Source organism: Streptosporangium sp. CA-115845, assembly GCF_050943795.1.
Lineage (GTDB): Bacteria > Actinomycetota > Actinomycetes > Streptosporangiales > Streptosporangiaceae > Streptosporangium.
In genome coordinates this window covers 1,555,405-1,578,033 of sequence record NZ_CP191988.1, presented here as the reverse complement: position 1 = coordinate 1,578,033, position 22,629 = coordinate 1,555,405, and the positions used below count along the sequence as shown (strand labels likewise).

Here is a 22,629-nt window from a genome sequence, read left to right as displayed (position 1 = left end):
CCTGTCGCTCTTTCCGGTCCTGGTGTCAGTACGCGTGTCAGTACGCCTGGCCGTACACGCCCCGCGACTGGTCACGGACGATCTTGCCGTCCTCCAGTTCCACCACCCGCTTGCGCATGGAGTCGACGATGGCCGCGTCGTGCGTGGCCATGACGACCGTGGTGCCGGTCCGGTTGATCCGGTCGAGCACCTTCATGATGCCGATGCTCGTCGCGGGGTCGATGTTTCCGGTCGGCTCGTCGGCCAGCAGGATCATCGGCCGGTTGACGAACGCCCGGGCCATCGCGACCCGCTGCTGCTCGCCACCGGACAGCTCGTCGGGCATTCGGTGTGCCTTGCCTTCAAGGCCGACGAGCTCGACGACCTCGGGGACCACCTTACGGATGAAACGCCGTGGCTTGCCGATCACCTCCAGAGCGAACGCGACATTTTCATACACGTTCTTGTTCGGGAGCAGCCGGAAGTCCTGGAAGACACAACCGATCCGGCGGCGCAGGTGCGGGATCTTGAAGTTGGACAGTCGGGCGAGGTCCTTGCCGGCCACGTGGATCGCGCCCGAGTTGGGGCGCTCCTCCTTCAGGACCAGGCGGAGAAAGGTCGATTTCCCGGACCCCGAGGGGCCAACGAGGAACACGAACTCGCCCTTGTCGACATCGACGCTGACGTGGTCCAGCGCGGGCCGGTTCTGGTTCGCGTAGACCTTGGTGACATTATCAAAATGGATCACGGGCGCATCACGGCATGCCAGTCTAGGGGGTAGGACGGTCGCAGGAGTGGCAGAGGGCCACTTCCACCTCTCGCCGGTCGGGGGGCGCCGGTCATTTACGCTTGATCGACGTTCCGGTTGGCCGGAGCCCAGTCTAGGGGGAAGACTGGCATGGAACGTCCATAACGGAAACAAAACGATTCGGCGCCTGGTAACGACCGGATAAAGTGGTTCTGACCTCGAAGAGGGAGGACGGCATGAGCTGTGAAGACCTGGTCTGCGCGGGGTGTGCCCACCCAGTGGCCGAGGGCCGCTGCCCCCGCTGCCGCGCGTACCGCGCTCAGCACCACCACGGCCTCGGCGGCATGACCCCCGCGTTCGTCGCGCTGGTGCTGATCGCGCTCTTCTTCCTCACCCTGGCCCTGAGACACCTCAGCGGGGCCTGACGGCGTCCCTTCCGGGGACACGGCCTCACGGACGCCCAGGCGCCCGTGAGGCGAGCACGCGGCTTACCCGCCCTCGACGCCCGCCTCCTGGCGGCGGGTCCAGCGGATCTCGGCCTCGATGAAGCCGTCCAGGTCTCCGTCGAGCACCGCGCTCGGGTTGCCCGCCTCGGCGCCCGTCCGCAGGTCCTTGACGATCTGGTAGGGGTGCAGCACGTAGTTGCGGATCTGGGTGCCCCACGACGTGGTCGACTCGCCCCGGATCTCGTTCAGCGCCGCCGCCTCCTCCTGCCGCTTGCGCTCCAGCAGCTTGGACTGCAGGACCGCCATCGCGGTCGCCTTGTTCTGCAGCTGCGAGCGCTCGTTCTGGCAGGAGACCACGATGCCGGTGGGCAGGTGGGTCAGCCGGACCGCGGAGTCGGTCGTGTTGACGCCCTGGCCGCCGGGGCCCGAGGAGCGGTAGACGTCGACGCGCAGGTCGTCCTCGTTGATGTCGATGTGGTCCGTCGTCTCGACGACCGGCACCACGTCGACGCCCGCGAAGGACGTCTGGCGGCGGCCCTGGTTGTCGAACGGGCTGATCCGGACCAGGCGGTGCGTGCCGTGCTCGCCGCGGAGGGTGCCGTACGCGTACGGCGCCTTGACCGTGAAGGTCGTCGACTTGATCCCGGCCTCCTCCGCATAGGAGGTCTCGTAGATGTCCGTCGGGTAGCCCTTGCGCTCGGCCCACCGCAGGTACATCCGCTGGAGCATCTGGGCCCAGTCGGCGGCGTCCACGCCACCGGCCTGGGACTGGATGGTGACGACCGCCTCTCGGGCGTCGTACTCCCCGGACAGCAGGGTGCGGACCTCCAGCGCGCCGATGTCGCTCTTCAGGGACGCCAGCTCGCGGTCGGCCTCCTGCTGGGTGTCCTCGTCGTCCTCGGAGGCGGCCAGCTCGTACAGGACGGAGAGGTCGTCCAGCCGCCGCTCCAGCGACTCGACCCTGTTGACCTCGCCCTGGAGGTAGGAGAGCTTGCTGGTGACCTTCTGTGCGCGCTCCTGGTCGTTCCACAGGTCCGGCGCGGCGACCTGATCCTCCAGCTCCTCGATCTGCTTGCGAATCGCGCCGAGGTCGAGCACGTCCTGGATGCTGTTCAGCGTCCCGGTAAGCTCGTTGATCTGTTCTGCCGGATCGATGAGTGCCACGTCTGTAAAGGGTACGCGACCTTCGCACCCGATCGTGTACGGCACTCTCTCCCACCATGGCTAGCATGGCCCGCATCGGGGAGCATCGGGAGGTGGACGTGCGCGGACGCAGGCGAAGGGGCGTGCTCGCGCTCGCGCTGGCACTGGCCGCCGCGACCGCGGCGTGTTCCGATCCCCGTTCCGTCTCCGGTGACGCGCGGCCGGGGCGGAGCCCGTCGGGATCTCCGGCCGGTGACACGTCGGCGGCCCGCCCCACGACGGCGCCGTCGCTCCCGGCGCCTCCGGTCACGCTCGACGAGGCGAGAGCGGCCCTGGCCGGCTTCCTGGGCGCCGACGGGGTGCTGGGTGCGGCGACGCCGCACCTGGACGCCGACCGCAGGCTCATGCGGGAGCAGACCCGCGACGGGCAGGAGGCCCTCACGACGGCGGCCTTCAACGGCTCCGCCGAGGCACTCCCCTCGTACACCTGGGGCACCCCCGAGCTGCTGGTCCCGCGCGGGCAGAACGGTCCCCTCTGGTTCGCCGCGATCGTGGACCGCGGGGAGCCCTCCGGCGGGGTCCGCACCGCCGTGCTGACCCTCATCCGGTCGCCCGGGGAGGATTGGCGGCTCAGCTCGACCTCGCTGCTCGATGAGGGCACCCGGCCCCCCGAGATCACCAAGGACGCCGACGGGTACGCGACGTCGCTGGGCGAGGATGACGCGACCGTGGCGATCAGCCCGCGGCTCATGGCCCCGCTGCACGCGACCTCGGCCGAGGAGGGCGAGCGGGGGTTCACGGCCGGGCTGATCGAGAAGGGCCCGCACACGACCGGCTTCGCCGACGAGATCGCGAAGCGGCGCAAGGACGGGAAGAACGCGTGCCTGGGCTACGACTCGATCTTCGCCGCGAGCAACTACCCGGTGCACGCGCTGCGCACCACCGACGGCGGCGCGCTGGTCGTCTACTCGCTGATCAGGACGACGACCAGGAGCGTCAAGATCGATCCGTGCGCGTCGGACGCCCGTATCCCGCCGGACGCCAGGAAGCTGACGACCGAGAGCTTCATCCGTGAGGAACTGCGCACCGTGGAGACGCAGCTGTACGTGAGCACGGTCCCGGCCAAGGACAGCGGCCGGCCCGCCAGGGTCGTCGGCTACCTGGGCGGCCTCACGAAGGTCATCGTGAGCTAGCCCCGCCTTCCGCACATACCGCATCGTCGCGGGCCGGCGGCTGCCGCCGATTCGACACCGTGGGTGATCGGGTGACATGCGGAAAACAGGGCCGGGCCCCGGTGTGCGGGGCCCGGCACTCGGGTCAGGCCTCGGCGTGCGGGAGGTTGATGGTGGCCACCAGCGTGCGGATCGCGCGCAGCGCCACCGACAGGGTCGCGAGGTCGAAGTTGTCGCTCTCCCAGATCTCCGACAGGGTCTGCTTCGCCCGCGAGACCGCGGCCGAGTTGGCCTCGGTCCAGCGCGCCAGGCGCTCCTCTGGCGACAGCCCCGGCGCGCTGTGCACCAGGACGTTGTGGGTGAGCGCCGCGTGCGCGGCGTAGAGGTCGTCGCGGAGCGCGGCCCGCGCCATGGAGTTCCAGCGGCTGTCCCTGGGCAGCGCGATGACGCGCTCGCGCAGCCTGGAGAGCTGAAGCCGGTCGGCGAGGTCGAAGTAGACCTCGGCGACGTCGTGCACCGGCCTGTCGGTGCGCGCGGCCACCTCGACCAGATCGAACGTGGAGTAGGCGGGCACCATCGCGGCGACGCGCTCGGCCAGCTCGGCGGGGACGCCCCGGGAGACGAAACCGTCGCGCCGCTCCTCGAACGCGACCAGGTCGGCCCCGGTCAGCAGCTTGGGCAGGTGCGGCAGCAGGCCGTTCATGCCCTTGGCGAAGAAGTCGACCGTGGAGGCCAGGTCCAGCGGCGGGCGCCGGTTGCCCAGCAGCCACCTGGTGCCCCGCTCGACGAGCTTGCGGGCCTCCAACTCCATGGCGATCTGGGCGGAGGTGTCGACCTTGTTGTCCAGCTCCTCGATCTGGTGCCAGAGGCTGGGCAGGTCGAAGACCTCGCGCGTCACCAGGTAGGCGCGGGCGATGTCGGGAGTGGACGCGCCGCTCTCCTCGCCGAGGCGGAACATGAAGGTGGTCCCGCTGGAGTTGACCAGGTCGTTCACCACACCGGTGGTGATGATCTCCCTCCGGAGCGGGTGGGTGTCCATGTAGGCGCGGACCTCCCCGTCGCGCAGTGCCGAAGGGAAGTAGGACACCAGCCAGGACGTCAGGTAGGGATCGTCCGGCAGGTCGGAGGCGAGGATCTCGGCGTCGGTCACCAGCTTGGTGTAGGCCAGCAGCACCGAGAACTCCGGCGCGGTGAGCCCGATCCCGGACTGGCGGCGCTCGGCGAGCGTCTTGTCCGACGGCAGGAACTCCAGCTCCCGGTTGAGCAGGCCGGCCCGCTCCAGCCTGCGCAGCTGGCGCGAGTGGATGTGCAGCATGTCGGCCGCCTGCTCACGGGCGGCGGCCAGCACCACGTTCTGGTCGTAGTTGTCACGCAGGACCAGCTGGGCCACCTCACCGGTCATGTCGAGGAAGAGCTGGTTGCGCCGCTTGTCGGTGATCTCCCCCTCCCGGATCGCCCGGTCCAGGAGGATCTTGATGTTGACCTCGTGGTCGGAGGTGTCCACACCGGCGGAGTTGTCGATGAAGTCGGTGTTGATCAGCCCGCCGTTGAGCGCGAACTCTATCCGGGCGAGCTGGGTGAAGCCCAGGTTGCCGCCCTCACCGATCACCTTGCAGCGCAGCTCGGCGGCGGTGACCCGCAGGCCGTCGTTGGCCTTGTCGCCGACGTCGGCGTTGGACTCGCTCGACGCCCTGACGTAGGTGCCGATGCCGCCGTTCCACAGCAGGTCGACCGGGGCCCGCAGGATGGCGCTGATCAGGTCGGCCGGGGCCAGCGACGTCACGTCGTCGTCGAGGCCGAGCGCGGCGCGCATCTGCGCGGAGACGGGGACCGACTTGGCCGTACGGGGCCAGACACCGCCTCCGGTGGAGATGAGTGAGTCGTCGTAGTCGGCCCACGAGCTGCGGGGCAGCGCGAACAGCCGGGCGCGCTCGGTGTGGCTCCGGGCGACGTCCGGGTGGGGGTCGACGAAGACGTGCCGGTGGTCGAACGCCGCGACCAGCCGGATGTGCTGGGAGAGCAGCATGCCGTTACCGAACACGTCACCGGACATGTCGCCGATTCCGGCCACGGTGAAGTCGGTGTTCTGGATGTCGACACCGGTCGTGCGGAAGTGGTACTTGACCGACTCCCAGGCGCCTCGGGCGGTGATGCCCATGGCCTTGTGGTCGTAGCCGATCGAGCCGCCGGAGGCGAAGGCGTCGCCCAGCCAGAAGCCGTACTCCTTGGACACGGCGTTGGCGATGTCGGAGAACGTCGCGGTGCCCTTGTCCGCGGCGACCACCAGGTAGGTGTCGTCCTCGTCGTGCCTGACCACGTCGGCGGGCGGGACCACCTGGCCGTCGACGAGGTTGTCCGTGAGGTCGAGCAGTCCGGAGATGAACATCCGGTAGCAGGCGATGCCCTCGGCCAGGGTGTCCTCCCGCGACCCCGACTTCGGCGGATTTTTGACGACAAAGCCACCCTTGGAGCCGGTGGGAACGATGACGGTGTTTTTCACCATCTGTGCCTTCACCAGCCCGAGCACTTCGGTGCGGAAGTCCTCCATCCGGTCCGACCAGCGCAGCCCACCCCGCGCGACCTTGCCGAACCGCAGGTGAACACCCTCGACCCGGGGCGAGTAGACGAACACCTCGAACTTCGGCCGGGGCAGCGGCAGCACGCTGATCGACGGCGAGTCCAGCTTCAGGCTGACGTACGGCTTGCGCTCGCCGCCGACCCGCTGGAAGTAGTTGGTCCGGAGCGTGGCCCCGATCATCTCCAGGTAGGCCCGCAGGATCCGGTCCTCGTCCAGGGAGGCCACCTCGTCCAGGGCCGCGAGGATCTCCTCGTGCAGCGCGTCGGCCAGGTCCGCGCGGACCTCCGCCGGGCGCCGGGGATTGAGCCTGGCCTCGAACAGGCGCACCAGCAACCGCGCGAGTCGCACGTTGCCCATCAGCACCCGCTCGATGTACTCCTGGCTGAACGTGGTGCCCGCCTGGCGCAGGTACCTGGCGTAGACGCGCAGGATCTCGGCCTGCTCCCAGGTCAGACCGGCGGTCAGGACCAGCCCGTTGAACCCGTCGCTCTCCACCCGCCCGGCCCACAGGGCGCCGAACGCGTCCTGGAAGAGCCGCTTGAACTCGTCCCTGTCCACCTCGGGCGAGGGCGTGTAGCGCAGGCCGAAGTCGTAGATCCAGGCGTCCTTGGTCGCCGGGTCGTTGTCACGGTCGATCTCGTACGGCCGCTCGTCGACCACCTCCACGCCCATCCGCTGGAGCAGCGGCAGCACCCTCGACAGGGAGACGGGCGCGCCGAGGCGGTAGAGCTTGAAGCGACGCTCTCCCTCCGAGGCGTCATAGGGCTCGTAGAGGTTCATCCCGATCTCGTCGGAGGAGCCGGCCAGCGCCTCCAGGCGACGCAGGTCGGCGACCGCCATCCGGGCGGGGAAGTCGGCCTTGTACCCCTCGGGGAACGCCGAGGCGTAGCGGCGGACGAGTCCGGGGGCCTCGTCCTCGGGGCTCAGCTCGGTGATCGCGGTGACCAGGTCGTCCTCCCAGGACCTGGTGGCGGCGGCCAGCCTGGCCTCCAGCTCCTCGACGTTCACCGCGTCGGCGTGCAGCGGCCTGCCGCGCTCGCCACGCACGACCACGTGCAGCCGGGCGAGGGCCGACTCGCCGATCATCGCGCTGTAGTCGAAGGAGGTGCCGCCGAGCGCCCTGAGCAGGATGTCCTGCATCTTGACGCGGATCTTGGTGGTGTAGCGGTCACGCGGAAGGTAGATCATGCACGAGACGTAACGGCCGTAGTCGTCAGGGCGGAGAAAGACCTTGACCTGCTTGCGCTCGCGGAGCCTGAGCACGCCGAGCGCGATCGGCAGCAGCTGCTCCACCGAGGTCTGGAAGAGCTCGTCCCTGGGGAAGGTCTCCAGGATCTCGATGAGGTCCTTGCCGTCGTGGCTGTCTGCGGTCAGGCCGGCGAGCACGATCACCTCGGCCAGCTTGCGCCGGAGCACCGGGACGCGCGAGATCGACTCACTGTAGGCCACATGGGTGAAGAGGCCGAGGAAGCGCCGCTCACCGACGACCTCGCCCGAGGCGTCGAAGAGCTTGACGCCCACGTAGTCGAGGTAGGCGGACCGGTGGACCGTGGCGCGGGTGTTGGCCTTGGTGATGATCAGCATCTGCTGTTTCTCGCGGGCCTTGGCGCGCAGCTCGGGAGGGAGCGCGGCGAAGCTGCCGGAGTCGGCACGGTCGTTGCGGAGGATGCCCAGCCCGGTACCGGGCATCGGGTGCAGCCTGTCGCCCTCCTCGCTCTCCTCCAGGCGGTACTCGCGGTAGCCCAGGAAGGTGAAGTGCCCGTCGGCCAGCCAGCGCATCAGCTCCAGGCTGTCCTCCACCCCGGCGGGGTCGAGGGGCGGCGGGTTGGCCGAGATGTCCTCGGCGGTCCGCAGGGCGAGCGCGCGCATCTTGACGAAGTCCTCGACGGCGCCGCGCACGTCCTCCAGGACACGCTGCAGCTCGGCCTCTATCGACCTGAGCACGGCGGGGTCGGACTGCCTGTCGATCTCGAAGTGCATCCAGGACTCGGCGAGCATCTGCCCGGTGACGTCCTCCTGGCCGTGTCCGAGCAGCTTGCCGGTCATGTCCCTGCGCACCCGCATCTGCGGGTGGATGACCAGGTGGGTGCCGATGTCGTGACGGTCGAGCTCCATCGTCACCGAGTCGACGAGGAAGGGCATGTCATCGGTGACGATCTCCACAATGGAGACCCCGGGATCCCAGCCGTGCTCCTCCAGGCTCGGCGTGTAGGCCCGGACCAGGGCTCGGCCCTGGGGGCGCTCCCTGGCGAGCTGCCGCTGGGCGATCGCCGGGCCGTACAGATCGACCGGATTCCTGCTCAGCAGGTCCTCCGGGGCGACATGCCGGTAGTAGAGCCGCAGAAAGGCGAGCGCCTCCTCCACGCTCACGTGATCGCTGCCAGGTGTGTGCGCGCACGTCTCGGCGGCACTCCTCAGCAGCTCGTCCTTGGCCTCGTCGAGCGGCATGTCGCTCTCACTCCTTTGTGAGGGATTTTGCACATTTTGATGAGGAATCATGTTGAAACTCATGATTCCCGCCAGGGAGAAAGTGATGTCTCCGCACCCGCGTTCCGGTGTGCGGTGCCCTCTTCGGGCCACCCGTTCCCGGTCACGCTCCTCGTTCGGAGACCCTGGGCGCGGAACGCCCGCCACACGGTGACCGTCTCGTCACGGGTGGGTGGGTTTCCGGCCGGTTGCCTCGGCTCGTCATGTGAGCCGAGATCTCTCACCGTCGCCCGCGGAGAACGGAAGGTCTCCGGGCCGGAGACGACGGGCTCTCCCTGGGAGATGGCGGTAGGACAATCATCCCACAGGGTCGCCTCGGCGAGGCTACGGCGCAGCCGGGCGAGTCGGGTCTCGCTCCCTGCACCTCGCCCGGCGGGCGGGGCCGTCCGGCCCGCACTCCGCCCATCGGGCTTGGCCCGTGGCACGACACCTCCAGTGGCCCTTTACCCCGATCCTCGTTGACCGGGGCACACCACCGTTACTGATATCACCCGAAAACCGGCCAAACGTCAATGTGACATTCGACCGTCGTCCGTGGAGTTGGAGCGGTCCCGCCGGACCACATCGAGGAATCCGGGAACCTCGCTCGGCTCCCGGAGCTCGATCCGGCACTCCTCGCACGTCATGAGGTGGCGTTGGAACGCCTCGTGGTCCTCTTCGTCGAGCACCCCGAGGGCGTACGCCGCCACGTCATGATGCGGGGAGGGGAACATCGGCTCGCGACACCTCTCTCCTTCAGAACCTTTCGGAGAGCCCGGACTTGACCGTACCCGGCGGCATCCCGAGGAGTTCCGCCGCCTCGTTAATCGTACGGTCCCGTAGGTAAGTCCGCTCGTTGACATCCTCCCCCTCGTAAACGAGGGGGATTCCCACGGTCGCCCGTGAGGGTTCCTGCTTCACCGCCAGTCGCCCGCCAGGAGAAATCCCCTTTGAGGTCTTACACCGGCTCCACAGGCGTTTCACCTCTCCGCCAGCCCGGCGGCGAGGATGTTCTTCGCGGCGTTGACGTCCCGGTCATGGGCGGCGCCGCAGGCACACACCCAGTCCCGGACGCCCAACGGCATGGACCGCTGGATCGCCCCGCACGCCGAGCACAGCCTGGAGGAGGGGAACCAGCGGTCCACGACGAGGAGTTCCCGCCCGTACCAGGCGGCCTTGTACTCCAGCATGGACCGCATCCGACGCCAGCTCGCATCCGAGATCGCGCGGGCCAGGCTGTGGTTCCTCACCATGTTGCGCACGGTGAGGTCCTCGATCACGACCGTTTGGTTCTCACGGACGAGACGAGTGGTGACCTTGTGCAGGTGATCACGGCGCCGATCACCGATCCGGGCATGGACACGGGCGACCTTGAGTTTCGCCTTCCGCCGGTTGTTCGACCCCTTCTCCATGCGGGCGAGGCTGCGCTGAGCCTTGGCCAGGCGCTTGCGGTCGGCCCGCTCGTGCCCGGGGTTGACGATCTTCTCCCCGGTGGAGAGGGTGACCAGGGCGGTGAGGCCCGCGTCCACCCCAACCGTACTCGCGGCCGGGGGGAGCGGGGTGATGCGCTCCTCGACCAGCAGGGACACGAACCAGCGCCCGGCCGCGTCCCTCGACACGGTCACCGTGGACGGCTCGGCCCCCTCGGGCAGCGGACGCGACCACACGATGTCCAGTGGCCCGTTCATCTTCGCGAGGGTGATCCGGCCGTCCTTCCATCGGAAGGCACTACGGGTGTACTCGGCGCTCGCCCGGGACTTCTTACGGGACTTGAACGTGGGGTACTTCGCGCGTTTGGCGAAGAAGTTGGAGAACGCGGCCTGCAGGTGGCGAAGCGCCTGCTGGAGCGGGACCGAGGACACCTCGGACAGGAACGCGAGGTCCTCGGTCTTCTTCCACGCGGTGAGCGCGGCCGAGGACTCCACGTAGGAGACGCGGCGGCCTTCCTGGGTGTAGGCGCGGGTGCGGTGTTCGAGGGCTTTGTTGTAGACGAGGCGGGCGCAGCCGAACGTGCGAGACAGCTCCGCTGCCTGCTCGTCCGTCGGGTAGAAGCGGAACTTGAATGCCCGCTTCACGATCTGCGCCATGTTTCACACCCTACTGCAAGATCAGTTAAGTGTTGGGTGGGGTGGGTCGTGCGGGTCCAGGCACGCTCAGGCGCTAGAGCGCCTTCCCGCTCCCGTTTCCTCCCCGACCTGAAGGCCGGGGTATCCACGGGAGTTATTAGATGACTTCACGGTGTTCTGGAGACAGTTCTCGCAACGCCTCGGCCCGCCGCGGGGTGGGGCCGAGGGGGTGGCGGCAGGCCTGATGAACCCGCACCACCCAACCCCACCCTTTACCCGGCGTCGCCGTCCGATGACGGTGAGCTTATCCCCGGGCGGTGATCGACAGCTTCCCAACGGGGAAACCCGACACCGCCTGCCATCCCTTCCGATGCCCCGGCCCACCGGACGGAGGAATCCAGAGGAGAACCGATAAACACCGATGAGACAACCATCGGTATCGAGCGAACGGTGATGTGAATGTGACCAACCAGGTGATGGGTGCGGTCGTCCTATCGGGTAGTCGACACGGAACCTCGGGGAGAACGCATGCGGACCGCTCCTGACAGGCGGGCATTCCTTCGTACCGGCGGCCTTGCCGCCCTGGCACTGGGCGCTCAGGGCACACCCGCCCTGGGCGCCACCGGCGTGACCGGCCGGGATACCACGGGCGCCGCGAGCGGCCCGCGCCCCGCCGACTGGCGGGCCCTGGCCGACGGGCTGGCCGGCAAGGTCATCCGGCCTGGCGACGCCTCGTACGACAGCGCACGCCGGCTGTTCAATCCCACCTTCGACGCGGTGCGGCCCGCGGGCGTGGCCTACTGCGCCAACCCCTCCGACGTCGCCGAGTGCGTCGGCTTCGCGCGCCGGCTGAACGTGCCGCTGGCCGTGCGGTCCGGCGGGCACTCCTACGCGGGCTGGTCCACCGGGACCGGCCTGGTCCTGGACGTGTCCCGGATGAGCACGGTGAGCCACACCGCCGGGCGGGCGAGGGTCGGGGCGGGCGCCAAGCTGATCGACGTCTACGACAGGCTCGCCGCGAGCGGGGTCAGCATCCCCGCCGGGACCTGCGCCACGGTCGGGGTGAGCGGACTGGCGCTGGGCGGCGGCATCGGCGTGGTCTCCAGGAAGTACGGCCTGACCTGCGACGTGATGGAGTCCGTCCAGCTCGTCACGGCCGATGGACAGTTGCTGACCTGCGACGCCAACCGCAACGCCGACCTGTACTGGGCCTCGCGGGGCGGCGGCGGGGGCAACCTCGGCGTGGCGGTCTCCTTCGAGTTCCGGACCCACCCGGCCCGCGAGGTCACGGTGTTCTTCCTGCACTGGCCGTGGTCGAAGGCGGTCAGGGCGCTGCGCGCCTGGCAGGCGTGGGGCCCCTCGGCCCCGGACGCCCTGTGGTCGGGCATGCACCTCAGCCGCGACGGCGGGATGGACGTGCAGGTCGTCGGGCTCTATCTCGGCGGCAGGGCCGGCTGCGAGCGGCTGCTCGACCGGCTGGCCGACGCGGCCGGGTCGCCCTCGTCGAGCTACGTCCGGCAGACCTCCTACCGTCAGGCCATGCTGACCATGGCGGGTTGCGGTTCGCTCTCGGTCACCCAGTGCCACCTGGGCGGGTCCCTGCCGGGGCAGACCAGGGGCGGGCGGCTGTCCAGGGACACCTTCAGCGCCAAGTCGCACATGGCCTACCGCCCGCTCTCCGAGGCCGGAGCCAGGGCTCTGGTCACCCAGGTCGCCCGCCCCGGCAACCACACCGTGCTGCTGGACGCCCTCGGCGGCGCCGTCGCCCGGGTCCGCCCCGACGCCACCGCCTTCCCGCACCGGGCCGCCCTCTACAGCGTGCAGTACTACGCCCACCGCGCCGGAGCGGCCACCTGGGCCAGGACCGCGCACGCGGCGATGCGACCCCACTTCGGCGACCACGCCTACGTCAACTACACAGACCCCGAGCTCGGCAGCTGGCGCGCGGCCTACTACGGGGCGAACGCCACCAGGCTCGCCCAGATCAAGGCCACCCGCGACCCGGGCCGCCTGTTCCGGCTCCCCCAGGGAATCTGACCCCGGGGACCGCCCGGGCCGCAGGCTCCTTTGATCGGCGAGTCCCACCCCGAGACATCGTCCCCCGGGCCGGATACGGTGTGGCGACCGGCTTGGGAGGCACAGTGGCGGCAGCGGCACGCATCGCGTGGTCATGGTGCGCCCTGACCCTGGTGCTGACCGTGCTCGCCGTCGCCCTGGCCGTTCTCAACGGGACGAATCCGCTCGCCCTGTCCCACCTGCTGTTCGTGATGGCCTGCGCGCTGGCGGGCGGCCTCATCGGTTCGCGCCGCCCCGAGCACGGGGTGGGCCGGCTGCTGACGGTGAGCGCGTTCTGCTTCGCGCTCATGGAGTTCTGCGGGCAGTACGCGATCCTCGGCCTCGTCACCCGTCCCGGGCTGCCACTGGCCGAAGCCCTGGCCTGGCCACAGACCTGGCTCTGGGTGCCGGCTAACCTGTCGGCCTGCCTGATCCCGCTGTTCTTCCCCGATGGGCGGCTGTCCTCTGCGGGAGCGCGCCGGCTGGTGATCGGCGCCACCGCCGCGGGAGCGGTGACCATGGTGGTCGGCGCGTTCCGGCCCGGTGAGAACAGCCAGGTCGCCGAGGACAGCGGTGTGGTCAACCCGCTCGGAGTGGCCGGTCTCGCGGACGTGGCACCGGTGGTGGAGACGGCGATAACCGCCCTGTTCGCCGTGGTGTTCTTCGTGGGCGCGCTGGACCTGGGCGTGCGGACTCTTCGGAGCGGCAGCCGGGAGCGCCGCCAGGTCGCCTGGCTGGTCTACGCGGTCGGCATCGAGGTGGTGGTCGTCTCGGCCAGGTTGGCGGCCGGGCTGACCGACGACGTCCCCGGCGCCATCTGGCCCACCACCAACACCTTGTGGGAGCTGGTCGGCGCGACCGGCATGACCCTCCTGCCGGTCGCCATCTGCGTCGCGATCCTGCGCCACCGGCTCTTCGACATCGACCTGGTGATCAACCGAACGCTGGTCTACGCGCTGCTGTCGGGGTGCGTGACCAGCGGGTACGTGGTCGTGGTCGGTTACCTCGGCGCGCTCTTCCCCACCGGGGACCTGCCGATCTCGATCCTGGCCGCCGGGCTCGTGGCCCTCGCCTTCGCGCCGCTGCGGGAACGGCTGCAGGGCTGGGTCAACCTGCTGATGTACGGGGAGCGTGACGATCCGTACGCGGCGCTCACCTGCCTGGGCCGCAGGCTGGAGAGCACCGCCGAACCGGGCACCGTGCTGCCGAGGGTCGCCCGGTCGGTCGCCGAGGCACTGCGCCTGCCGTACGCGGCGGTCGAGACGGCCGGGGGCGCGCGGTACGCGTCCGGCACGCCCGGAGGGGAGCTCGTACGGCTGCCGCTGACGCACAACGGCGAACGGGCCGGCGACCTCATCCTGTCGCCCAGGCCGGGAGAGAGCGAGTTCGGCCCCCGCGACCTGCGCGTCCTCGGCGACCTGGCCAGGCAGATCTCGGTGGCCGTGCACGCCGTACGGCTCTCCGCCGACCTGCGACGCTCGCGGGAGCGGCTGGTGATGGCCCGCGAGGAGGAGAGGCGCAGGCTGAGGCGCGACCTGCACGACGGACTCGGGCCCACGCTGGCCGCACTGACCATGCGTGCCGAGGCCGTGCACGACCTGGTCGAGGACGAGCACGCGCGGCGACTGCTGGCCGAGATCGTCTCCGATGCCGAGGCCGCGGTGGCCGACGTGCGGACCCTGGTGGACGGCCTGCGCCCACCCGCGCTGGACTCCCTGGGGCTGCTCGGCGCGCTCCGCGCCCATACGATCCGGCAACCGGCCGGCCTGCGCGTGGCCCTGCGCGCCCCGGACGACCTGCCGCCGCTGCCGGCCGCCACCGAGGTCGCCGCCTACCGGATCGCGTCCGAGGCGCTGGCCAACGTGCGCAGGCACGCCGGAGCGACCCGCGTGGAGCTACGGATCGAGATGGCGGACGGCACGCTGAGGCTGGAGGTCTCCGACGACGGCCGGGGGATGCGCCGGGAGGCGCCCGCCCCCGACGGCCCCGGAGGGCCGGGCCGCGCGGGGGTCGGACTGGCGTCGATGCGGGAGCGCGCTGTGGAGTTGGGCGGATCGTGCGTGTTCGAGGAACATCCGGGAGGCGGGACCCTTGTCAGGGTCGTGCTGCCGGCGGCCGAGGAAGGAGACAGCGGTGATCCGGATCCTGCTGGTTGACGACCATCCGGGTTTTCGCGCGGGGCTGCGGACCCTGCTGTCGACGACCGAGGGGATCGAGATCGCCGACGAGGCGGCCAGCGGCGAGCAGGCGCTGGCCCTGGTCGGGCGGGCGCAGCCCGACGTGGTCCTGATGGACCTGGCGATGCCGGGGATGGGCGGGGTCGCGGCCACCGAGCGGCTCACCCACGACCACCCGCACATCCGGGTGGTCGTGCTCAGCATGTCGGACGACGACGACTCGGTGTTCGCGGCCATGCGCGCCGGCGCCAGAGGCTACGTTCTCAAGGGCGCCAGGAAGGCGGAGATCGTCCGGTCCGTGCAGGCGGCGGCCGAGGGCGAGGCCATCTTCGGCCAGGCCATCGCCACCCGGCTGGTGAGCTACTTCGGCGAGCAGGGGCGCGAGCACGGGCGGGAGGAGGCGCTGCCCGAGCTGACCAGACGGGAGCGTGAGATCCTCGGCCTGGTCGCCGAGCATCTGACGAACCCGCAGATCGCCGCCAGGCTCGGGCTGAGCCAGAAGACCGTGCGCAATCACGTGTCGGCCGTCTTCACCAAGCTCCAGGTGGCGGACCGGGCACAGGCGATCATGCGCGCGCGGGAAGCGGGGTTGTGACCTGCCCGCTGACCTCCCCACTCCACTCGGCGTCCGGCATCCGCAGCACGCGCAGCGCGATCCAGCCGTACGCGGCCAGGTGGAACAGGGCGCCCGTCGCCTGCACGGCCGGTGCCTGGTCGATGGCCAGGAAGGGGACCAACGTTCCCGCGAACGCGGCGACCGGCACCCACCAGGGGGCGATCCTGACCGCGGCCAGCGCGATGAGCAGGGTGAACAGCCCGACGTGGGCGAGGAAGCCGGGCAGCAGCATGCCGTACAGGAATCCCCACAGCTCGCCGGCCCGGGCCGTGACCGCCTCCGCCTGCGCGTCGGGCAGTATCTGGGCCAGGGCCAGGTCGTAGAAGTCGGTGGTGAAGAGCGTCAGCGCGTGCCCGGAGCCGATCAGGCCGATCGCGGCCCCCAGGTTGCCCGTCATCGGGGCGCGCCTACGCAGCAGGTGGGCCAGGGCGAAGGTCACCGGGATGAGGGCGAGCGCGGCCCACAGGTAGAGAAGCGCGCTGACCTGCACTGTCGTCGCGTTCTCGCGGAAGACCGCGGGGGCGTGGCTTCTTCCCGGCGGCGCGGTGAGGAAGGCGAGGAACTCCAGCAGCGGCCAGGCGAGCAGGGCGATGCCGGCGACGATCCGGCGGAACGAATCAGGATTTTTCATCACCTGAACAGCGAACCCGGCCCCCGTCCCAAGCCGCCTGAGCCGATGCCCCCGATTCCCGGGAGGAATGTCCCCGGAGCCCGGGACCACCCCACCACGTCCCGCGGGGCGCGTCTCGGCGGCCTCCTTGGTTCGGGCGGTGCCCGGGGAAGGCCGGTCCCCGGGCCCGTGCCCGAGGAGACCGTGCCCGAGGAGACCGTGCCCGGTGACGTGGCGGGGCGGGGCGGTCAGCGCCGCACGGTGCCGGCCTCCGGGACGAAGTGGGAGAGGACCTCGGGGTTGGCCATGGCGTCGAGATTGGCGGCCTTCTCCGGGGGAACGCCGAGCAGGATCTTGCGGATCGGGATCTCCAGCTTCTTGCCGCTGAGGGTGCGGGGGATGCCGGGGACCTCGATGATCTCGTTCGGCACATGGCGCGGGGAGAGCCTCTCCCTGAGCTCCCGGCGCAGGCGCATGACCAGGCCGTCCTGCAGCGTCTCCCCCTCGACCATGGTGACGTACAGCAGCAGGCGGCCCTCCTGCCCGAGCTGGCCGGTGTCGATCACCAGGCTGTCGGCGATCTCCTCGAAACCTTCCACCACACGGTAGAACTCGCTGGTGCCCATCCGCACCCCGCCCCGGTTCAGTGTCGAGTCGGAGCGGCCGTAGATCACCGAGCCACCGTCAGGAAGGATCTTGATCCAGTCACCGTGCCGCCAGACCCCGGGGTACTCGGAGAAGTAACTGTCGCGGTAGCGCGACCCGTCCGGGTCGTTCCAGAACATCACCGGCATCGACGGCATCGGCAGGGTCACCACCAGCTCGCCGACCTCGTCGATCACCGGCCTGCCCGACGGATCGAAGGACTCCACCCTCGCCCCCAGGCAGCGGCAGGGGATCACGCCCGCCCGGACCGGGAGCAGCGGGACCGCGCCGACGAAGCCGGTGCACACGTCGGTGCCCCCGGAGAACGAACCGAGCTGCACGCCCGGCAGCGCGTCGTGCACCCAGCCGAACCCCTCGGGCGGCAGCGGCGAGCCGGTGGAACCGAGCCCCCGCAGCCGGTCGAGGCCCGACGGCTTGAGGCCGGCCTTCATGGACGCGATCACGTACGGAGCGCCCGTACCGAAGTAGGTGACCCCCTCCTCGGCGGCCAGCCGCCAGAGCGCGTCGGTCTGGGGGTAGGTCGCCGCCCCGTCGTAGAGCACCACGGTCGAGCCGACCAGCAGTCCGCCGACGAGGTAGTTCCACATCATCCAGCCGGTGGTGGTGTACCAGAAGAAGACGTCGTCCTCGCCCAGGTCCTGGTGGAAGGAGATCGCCTTGAGGTGTTCGAGCACCACACCGCCGTGGCCGTGCACGATCGGCTTGGGCAGCCCGGTGGTGCCCGAGGAGTAGACGATCCAGAGCGGGTGCCCGAACGGCACCGGCTCGAAGTCGAGCGGCCCCGCGACGGAGCGCAGCTCCGCCCAGCTCACCGTACGGGCCCCGGCCCCGGACCCCGGAGCGTCCGCCGCGCCGGGGCCGCCGGGGATGTCCGCGCCCGGCGTGCTCCGCGTGCCCCGCACGTCCTCGGCCGAGATCCGGACCCGCGCCACCAGCGTCGGCAGCCTGACCGCGATGTCGTCGACGACCGCGCTTCGGTCGAAGCTCCTGCCGTTGTAGTCGTAGCCGTCGACCGCGACGAGCACCTTCGGCTCGATCTGGGTGAAACGGTCGATCACGCTGGACGCCCCGAAGTCGGGCGAGCAGGAGGACCAGACGGCTCCCAGGGAGGCGGTCGCCAGGAAGGCGATCAGCGCCTCGGGGACGTTCGGTACGTAGGCCGCGACCCGGTCGCCCCGCCCGACACCCAGCGCCGCCAGACCCGCGCGGACCCGTGCCACCTCCTCGGCCAGCTCGCCCCTGGTGAACGTCCGCCGCCCGCCCACCTCGTCGCGGGCGACCAGCGCGAGCCGCCCGGGGTCGGAGGCGGCCCCGCGCAGCGCGTTGGCCGCGTAGTTCACCGTCGACCCGGCGAACCAATCCGTGCCGGGCATCTCCCCCGACAGGACCGGCCCGTCACCGCGCTCCCCCACGACCTCGAAGTAGTCCCAGATCGACGTCCAGAACTCGGCCGGGGCGTCGACCGACCACTGCCACAGGGACTCGTAGTCACCGGCCCGGCCCAGCCACTCCGCGTAGCGGGTGACCTTCGCGTTCCTCACAACCTCCGGGGAGGGCTCCCAGAGCAGCGCACCTTCCTCAACCATGGCCCTATCCTCTCGGCGCCCCAACCGAATGTCATCCCCGGGGTTCACATATCGCCCCGGCACACCGTGTGGACCGGCCACACACGCCCTCGCCGCCGCCCTCGGAAAACAGGTCACCACCAGCACCGATATCCATCGGGCTATAGGTCTCACCCTGTCCCAAATATTGGACATAAGGGACAACTCTCTGGTCTTCTCTGTCCCCGACGACGAAGGGCGACGACTGCCATGAGGCTGAGACACCTGGCCACCGCGACCGCGCTGGTGCTGGCAGCCGCGAGCGCGGGCACTGTGTGGGCACTGCACACCGAGGGCTCGCCCGAGGAGACCGCGGAGAGGTTCCTGACCGCGTGGAGCCGGCAGGACTACCCGGCGATGCGTGCGCTGACCGTCAGGCCGCCGGACGACTTCGAGCGCTGGTACCGGCGTTTCCGTACCGACCTGAAGCTGACGGGGACCGCCTTCAGCGTCCTGGGAGACGCTCGGGACGGCGAGCCCGCCACCGTCGGGTTCCGCGCGACGCTGGAGGGGCCCGTGAACTGGGCCTACGAGGGGTCACTGAGACTGGTCGAGCACGAGCGCACCTGGCGGGTGAAGTGGAGCCCGGCCGCGGTCCACCCCAGGCTCGGAACGGGCCTGCGGATCAAGACCATGCTGGTCAAGGCCGAGCAGGCGCCGATCCTCGCCGCCGACGGCACCCGGATCGACACCCCCGCCACGCCAGGCTCGGTGCAGCAACTCGTCGAGGGACTCACCCAGACGTACGCCTCCCGCCTCACCGGCACCTCGTCCGCGCGGATCGACCTGGTGAGGGGCACCGAGAAGGTCGCCACGCTCGCCACCGCCGCCGCCAAGGCCGGCCGGGAACTGCGCACCACCATCGACCTGGACGTCCACCGCGCCGCCGCCTCGGCACTGGAAGCGGTGAACAGGCCCGCCTCGCTGGTCGCGCTCCGGCCCTCGACCGGGGAGATCCTCGCCGTGGTCAACAAGCCCGGCGGGTTCAACCGGGCGCTGCTGGGCCACTACCCGCCGGGCTCGACCTTCAAAGTGATCACCACCTCGGCCCTGGTCGCCGACGGCATGACCGCGGACGAGCGGGTGAGCTGCCCGGCCGAGCAGAACATCGGCGGCTTCGCCTTCCACAACGCCGGGTTCAAGGACTACGGCACGCTCCCGTTGCGCACGGCGTTCGCGCACTCGTGCAACACCACGTTCGGCGCGCTCACCGTGGACCGGCTCGGCGGGCGGCGGCTCGCCGCCGTCGCCGGGAGCTTCGGGTTCGGCGCCCCCGTCCGGCCCGGCGTGCCCGCGGTACGGGCCGAGTTCCCCGCGCCCAAGGACGACACCGACCTCGCGTCGGCCTCGATCGGCCAGGGCCGGGTGCTGGCGAGCCCGCTCAACATGGCCACGGTCGCCGCGGCGATCGCCGACGGCTCCTGGCGCCCACCCCGCCTGGTGGCGGCCTCCCTGCTGCCCGAGGCCGGGCCGCGGAAGCTGGAACCCGAGATCCTGCGGGCACTGCGCACGCTGATGCCCGCGGTGGTGGTGGAGGGCACCGCGAGCGCGGTCCCCTTCCCCTCCGGCACGGCGGGCAAGACCGGGACCGCGGAGTTCGGCTCGGGCAAGGAACCGCCGTCGCACGCCTGGTTCATCGGCTACCGGGGAGACCTGGCGTTCTCCATCGTGGTGGAGGGTGGCGGCGCCGGCTCCACGGTGGCCGCCCCCATCGCGAGCCGCTTCCTGACCGGCCTCCCGCAGCGATGACCTGCACCGGCGGACCGCCGGCGGTTGATCACCATTTGGCGTCATCGGTGCCCGGCGGGCAGGTCCTCACCGAGCAGGAACGCGTACTGGGCACCGACCACCCCGACACCCTCACCAGCCGCCACAACCTCGCCTGCACCCACGACTCGGCGGGACGGACGCGAGAGGCCATCGCCCTGTACGAGCGATCCGTGGCCGACCACGAGCGGACGCTGGGCGCCGACCATCCGAACACGCGGGCGGCACGGGAGAGTATTGACAATGTCCGCTCCTTCTTGCCGAGGTGGCGACGCCTGATCGGCCGGTGAGCCCGAGGCGGCTGACCCGAGTACGAGAAGCCGTCGAGTTCACCCGGCCCGCCCGCCGGACAGGAATCAGCGGCCGGCGGGGTAGTGACCGGCGCGGCGGGCCGGGGAGGTGAGGCCGGCGACGGCGGCCACCACCTCGGAGGGGTTGGCGAGGTCGGGCAGGACCGCGTCCGCCCCGGCCTCGTGCAGCTCGGCCGCCAGGGAGCGCCCGGAGGCGACGCCGATCATCGCGGCCCCGGCGATCCTGGCGGCCTGGACGTCCCTGGCCGAGTCGCCGATCAGCACGGTGTTGCTCCCGTCGAAGGTCGCCCCGTACTTCTGCTTGGCCCGGCCCTGCGCGACCTGCAGGAGGGTGGCCTTGGGATAGACCTCCTCGCCATAGCCGCCGATCTCGAAGTCGACGTACTTGTCGAGGCCGAACGCGGTCAGTTTGTGCACGGCGTTGCTCTTGATCGTGCCGGTGAGCACCGACTGGACCACGCCGTCGAGCCTCGCCACCGCCTTCAGCGCGTCGCGGGCCCCGGGCATCATCCGGCCGTCCTTGGCCAGGCGCCTGCGCCTGGCTCCGAAGAATTCGGCCAGCGCGTCGAGGAACCTGGGGAGGTGGTCGTCCCCGGCGACGATCCCGTTGATGGCGAGCATCTCGAAGACGATCTCAGAGTCCGGGCGCCCGTTGGGCTGGGTCAGCTTGACCAGGGGCCTGCCGGTGACAGCGCGGAAGGCCTCCGCGTATGCCTCGCGGGTGACGATGGACACGTCGACCAGGGTGAGGTCGATGTTCCAGAGAACGAGGCGGTTGATCGGAGCCTCCCGGAATGGGTGCGGATGCCCAGGGTACGGCCCGAGGCGCATGGCGACCGCCTCCGATGCCGAAAACTTCGTTTTTGGTGGGATTGCCCTGTGGTGGTGCCCCCTCCACCATGCCGACCGGGAAACCCCTGTCCGGCCCGCGACCGTTTTTCGGACACGGCGGCCTCCGCAGGCCCGAGGGGCAGAGCCTAGGCGTGGTCGAGGGCGTTCGCGAGGGTGTCGACGACCGGGACGCCGCAGGACATCAGGTCGGCGCGACTGGTCATGCCGCCGGTGTAGAGGACCGCGCGCGCGCCGACGTGCTGGGCGGCGTGCGCGTCGTCCAGGCTGTCGCCGATCACGAGGACGTCGGCCGGGTCGATGCCGAGCGCGGCCAGGTGGGCCACCATCGACTCGGCCTTGTGCCCGCCGGAGGCGCTGCGCAGACCGTCGATCCGGGTGAAGTGGTGGTCGATGCCGAACTCCGCGATCTTGGGAACCAGCCGGTCATGCGCCCACATGGACAGCAGCGACTGCCTGCCTCCGGTGTTCCCCCAGTTTTCCAGGGTGGAGAGCGCGTCGTCGGCCAGCCCGCACTCCAGCATCAGCCGGTGGTAGTTGTCGTGGAAGCCAAGATCGAGCATCTCCCACTCGCCCTCGTGGAGGGCACGGCCGAGCATGCGCTCGTAGGCGGCCCAGATCGGGCGCGTGTAGACGGCACGGAAGCGGTCCGCGTCGTAGGAGTCCAGCCCGTACGGCTCGAACACCGCGTTCGTCGCACCCACGACGGCGTCGATGTCGTGGAAGAGCGTGCCGTTCCAATCCCAAACGATGTGTCTCATATCGCCTCCCAGGATAGCGAAAACCCTCGCTGGAGCGGCGCCCCGACAGGGTGGTCGGCCCGCTCTCCGGACTCCGGGCGCGAGAGGGGATCAGCCGGTCAGGTCGGGAATCTCCTGGGTGGCGTACCAGAGGAGTTCGTTGGCCTCGACGCCGTCCACGGTGAACCTGGCGTCGTCGTCGCCCCGGTCGGCCGCGGGCAGCGCCGCGACGGCGGCCTCGACGTCCTTCACCGCCGACAGGTCGTCCACGTGGACGGCGGCGATCCGCGCCAGCGGGACCGCCGCGGCGAGTCGCACCCGGGCGCGCTCGTCCAGGTCGGCGCTCACACTCACGTCGCCCTCCGGTACGTCGACGGCGACGACCACCCGCCGCGCGGCGACCTCCACCCCGTCCGCGCGGTCGGCGGCCAGCATCCGCAGGGAATCCCTGGCCGCCTCGGTCAGTGCGACGTACTCCAGTTCCTCGGTGTCACCCGAGACATACCACTCGATCAACGCGGGTGTCACCGCGTAGCCGGTCAGCGGGGCCGGGCCGAGCTCCCCCACGGTGGCCACGCGGGCCAGCGCCGGGAGCGTACACGGCAGGTAGACGCGCATCCATGCCTCGATCTATCT

The 22,629-nt window shown here is 70.4% G+C and carries 16 protein-coding genes and 1 pseudogene; 7 read left to right on the top strand and 10 right to left on the bottom strand.

Translation table 11 applies throughout. The features are described 5' to 3' along the window. Window positions 1–37: 37 nt before the first annotated feature. On the bottom strand, window positions 38–727 hold the full coding sequence (gene ftsE, locus ACQP0P_RS09535) for a cell division ATP-binding protein FtsE (RefSeq protein WP_012888192.1): 690 nt from the start codon (window positions 725–727) through the stop codon (window positions 38–40). A gap of 236 nt (window positions 728–963) precedes the next feature. Here ftsE and ACQP0P_RS09530 point away from each other — a divergent pair, with 236 nt between their 5' ends. Continuing rightward, window positions 964–1,152, top strand: coding sequence for a hypothetical protein (locus ACQP0P_RS09530; RefSeq protein WP_326636222.1), 189 nt, complete (start codon window positions 964–966; stop codon window positions 1,150–1,152). A gap of 63 nt (window positions 1,153–1,215) precedes the next feature. Here ACQP0P_RS09530 and prfB read toward each other — a convergent pair whose 3' ends face one another. Further along, window positions 1,216–2,337 (bottom strand): peptide chain release factor 2, encoded by a 1,122-nt coding sequence (gene prfB, locus ACQP0P_RS09525; RefSeq protein ID WP_433373681.1) that lies wholly within the window; start codon window positions 2,335–2,337, stop codon window positions 1,216–1,218. 65 nt (window positions 2,338–2,402) lie between these two features. Here prfB and ACQP0P_RS09520 point away from each other — a divergent pair, with 65 nt between their 5' ends. Then, window positions 2,403–3,509, top strand: a complete 1,107-nt coding sequence (locus ACQP0P_RS09520) for a hypothetical protein (protein WP_433373678.1) — start codon at window positions 2,403–2,405, stop codon at window positions 3,507–3,509. A gap of 124 nt (window positions 3,510–3,633) precedes the next feature. Here ACQP0P_RS09520 and ACQP0P_RS09515 read toward each other — a convergent pair whose 3' ends face one another. The 3 genes and pseudogenes from ACQP0P_RS09515 to ACQP0P_RS09505 all read right to left on the bottom strand — a co-directional run. Further along, window positions 3,634–8,514, bottom strand: a complete 4,881-nt coding sequence (locus ACQP0P_RS09515; RefSeq protein WP_433373675.1) for an NAD-glutamate dehydrogenase — start codon at window positions 8,512–8,514, stop codon at window positions 3,634–3,636. Between the two features lie 548 nt (window positions 8,515–9,062). Continuing rightward, on the bottom strand, window positions 9,063–9,266 hold the full coding sequence (locus ACQP0P_RS09510; protein ID WP_433373672.1) for a zf-HC2 domain-containing protein: 204 nt from the start codon (window positions 9,264–9,266) through the stop codon (window positions 9,063–9,065). 160 nt (window positions 9,267–9,426) lie between these two features. Further along, window positions 9,427–10,619 (bottom strand): annotated as a pseudogene (locus tag ACQP0P_RS09505) (RNA-guided endonuclease InsQ/TnpB family protein); the annotation flags it as partial. A gap of 507 nt (window positions 10,620–11,126) precedes the next feature. Between ACQP0P_RS09505 and ACQP0P_RS09500 the strand changes: the two are divergent. From ACQP0P_RS09500 to ACQP0P_RS09490, 3 genes are all read left to right on the top strand, one after another. Further along, entirely contained in the window at window positions 11,127–12,635 is a 1,509-nt protein-coding gene (locus tag ACQP0P_RS09500; RefSeq protein ID WP_433373669.1) for an FAD-binding oxidoreductase, read from the top strand. Between the two features lie 104 nt (window positions 12,636–12,739). Then, on the top strand, window positions 12,740–14,809 hold the full coding sequence (locus ACQP0P_RS09495) for a sensor histidine kinase (RefSeq protein ID WP_433373666.1): 2,070 nt from the start codon (window positions 12,740–12,742) through the stop codon (window positions 14,807–14,809). Further along, complete coding sequence (locus ACQP0P_RS09490; protein ID WP_433373663.1) at window positions 14,787–15,425, top strand: response regulator; 639 nt, start codon at window positions 14,787–14,789, stop codon at window positions 15,423–15,425. Before ACQP0P_RS09495 ends, ACQP0P_RS09490 begins: the two co-directional genes overlap by 23 nt. On the opposite strand, the gene ACQP0P_RS09485 is transcribed toward ACQP0P_RS09490, so the two are convergent. After that, window positions 15,397–16,077 carry a hypothetical protein gene (locus tag ACQP0P_RS09485; RefSeq protein ID WP_433373661.1) on the bottom strand — a complete coding sequence of 227 codons (681 nt, stop codon included), beginning with the start codon at window positions 16,075–16,077 and terminating at the stop codon, window positions 15,397–15,399. The two genes, ACQP0P_RS09490 and ACQP0P_RS09485, sit on opposite strands and share 29 nt — an antisense overlap. A 227-nt stretch (window positions 16,078–16,304) precedes the next feature. Next, complete coding sequence (locus ACQP0P_RS09480) at window positions 16,305–18,308, bottom strand: acetoacetate--CoA ligase (protein ID WP_433373659.1); 2,004 nt, start codon at window positions 18,306–18,308, stop codon at window positions 16,305–16,307. Between the two features lie 228 nt (window positions 18,309–18,536). Between ACQP0P_RS09480 and ACQP0P_RS09475 the strand changes: the two genes are divergently transcribed. Then, window positions 18,537–20,075 (top strand): penicillin-binding transpeptidase domain-containing protein, encoded by a 1,539-nt coding sequence (locus ACQP0P_RS09475; RefSeq protein WP_433373656.1) that lies wholly within the window; start codon window positions 18,537–18,539, stop codon window positions 20,073–20,075. Between the two features lie 35 nt (window positions 20,076–20,110). After that, window positions 20,111–20,383 (top strand): tetratricopeptide repeat protein, encoded by a 273-nt coding sequence (locus tag ACQP0P_RS09470; protein ID WP_433373653.1) that lies wholly within the window; start codon window positions 20,111–20,113, stop codon window positions 20,381–20,383. Between the two features lie 66 nt (window positions 20,384–20,449). Here ACQP0P_RS09470 and ACQP0P_RS09465 read toward each other — a convergent pair whose 3' ends face one another. The 3 genes from ACQP0P_RS09465 to ACQP0P_RS09455 all read right to left on the bottom strand — a co-directional run bounded on the left by ACQP0P_RS09465 (window position 20,450) and on the right by ACQP0P_RS09455 (window position 22,611). Continuing rightward, a complete protein-coding gene (locus ACQP0P_RS09465; RefSeq protein ID WP_433373650.1) occupies window positions 20,450–21,235 on the bottom strand; it encodes an HAD family hydrolase in 786 nt (261 codons plus the stop codon). A 146-nt stretch (window positions 21,236–21,381) separates the two neighbouring features. Then, on the bottom strand, window positions 21,382–22,014 hold the full coding sequence (locus tag ACQP0P_RS09460) for an HAD family hydrolase (RefSeq protein WP_433373647.1): 633 nt from the start codon (window positions 22,012–22,014) through the stop codon (window positions 21,382–21,384). Between the two features lie 90 nt (window positions 22,015–22,104). Beyond that, the gene (locus ACQP0P_RS09455) at window positions 22,105–22,611 is read right to left on the bottom strand and encodes a DUF6912 family protein (RefSeq protein ID WP_433373644.1); all 507 of its coding nucleotides are present in this window, start codon (window positions 22,609–22,611) and stop codon (window positions 22,105–22,107) included. Between the last annotated feature and the right edge of the window lie 18 nt (window positions 22,612–22,629).

What these genes read in the sequence shown, in the direction of transcription:
- ACQP0P_RS09530 (WP_326636222.1), top strand. Translation starts at nt 964, where the DNA reads ATGAGCTGTGAAGACCTGGTCTGCGCGGGGTGTGCCCACCCAGTGGCC.
- ACQP0P_RS09520 (WP_433373678.1), top strand. Translation starts at nt 2,403, where the DNA reads ATGGCCCGCATCGGGGAGCATCGGGAGGTGGACGTGCGCGGACGCAGG.
- ACQP0P_RS09515 (WP_433373675.1), bottom strand. Translation starts at nt 8,514, where the DNA reads ATGCCGCTCGACGAGGCCAAGGACGAGCTGCTGAGGAGTGCCGCCGAG.
- ACQP0P_RS09510 (WP_433373672.1), bottom strand. Translation starts at nt 9,266, where the DNA reads ATGTTCCCCTCCCCGCATCATGACGTGGCGGCGTACGCCCTCGGGGTG.
- ACQP0P_RS09500 (WP_433373669.1), top strand. Translation starts at nt 11,127, where the DNA reads ATGCGGACCGCTCCTGACAGGCGGGCATTCCTTCGTACCGGCGGCCTT.
- ACQP0P_RS09485 (WP_433373661.1), bottom strand. Translation starts at nt 16,077, where the DNA reads ATGAAAAATCCTGATTCGTTCCGCCGGATCGTCGCCGGCATCGCCCTG.
- ACQP0P_RS09480 (WP_433373659.1), bottom strand. Translation starts at nt 18,308, where the DNA reads ATGGTTGAGGAAGGTGCGCTGCTCTGGGAGCCCTCCCCGGAGGTTGTG.
- ACQP0P_RS09475 (WP_433373656.1), top strand. Translation starts at nt 18,537, where the DNA reads ATGAGGCTGAGACACCTGGCCACCGCGACCGCGCTGGTGCTGGCAGCC.
- ACQP0P_RS09465 (WP_433373650.1), bottom strand. Translation starts at nt 21,235, where the DNA reads ATGCGCCTCGGGCCGTACCCTGGGCATCCGCACCCATTCCGGGAGGCT.
- ACQP0P_RS09460 (WP_433373647.1), bottom strand. Translation starts at nt 22,014, where the DNA reads ATGAGACACATCGTTTGGGATTGGAACGGCACGCTCTTCCACGACATC.
- ACQP0P_RS09455 (WP_433373644.1), bottom strand. Translation starts at nt 22,611, where the DNA reads ATGCGCGTCTACCTGCCGTGTACGCTCCCGGCGCTGGCCCGCGTGGCC.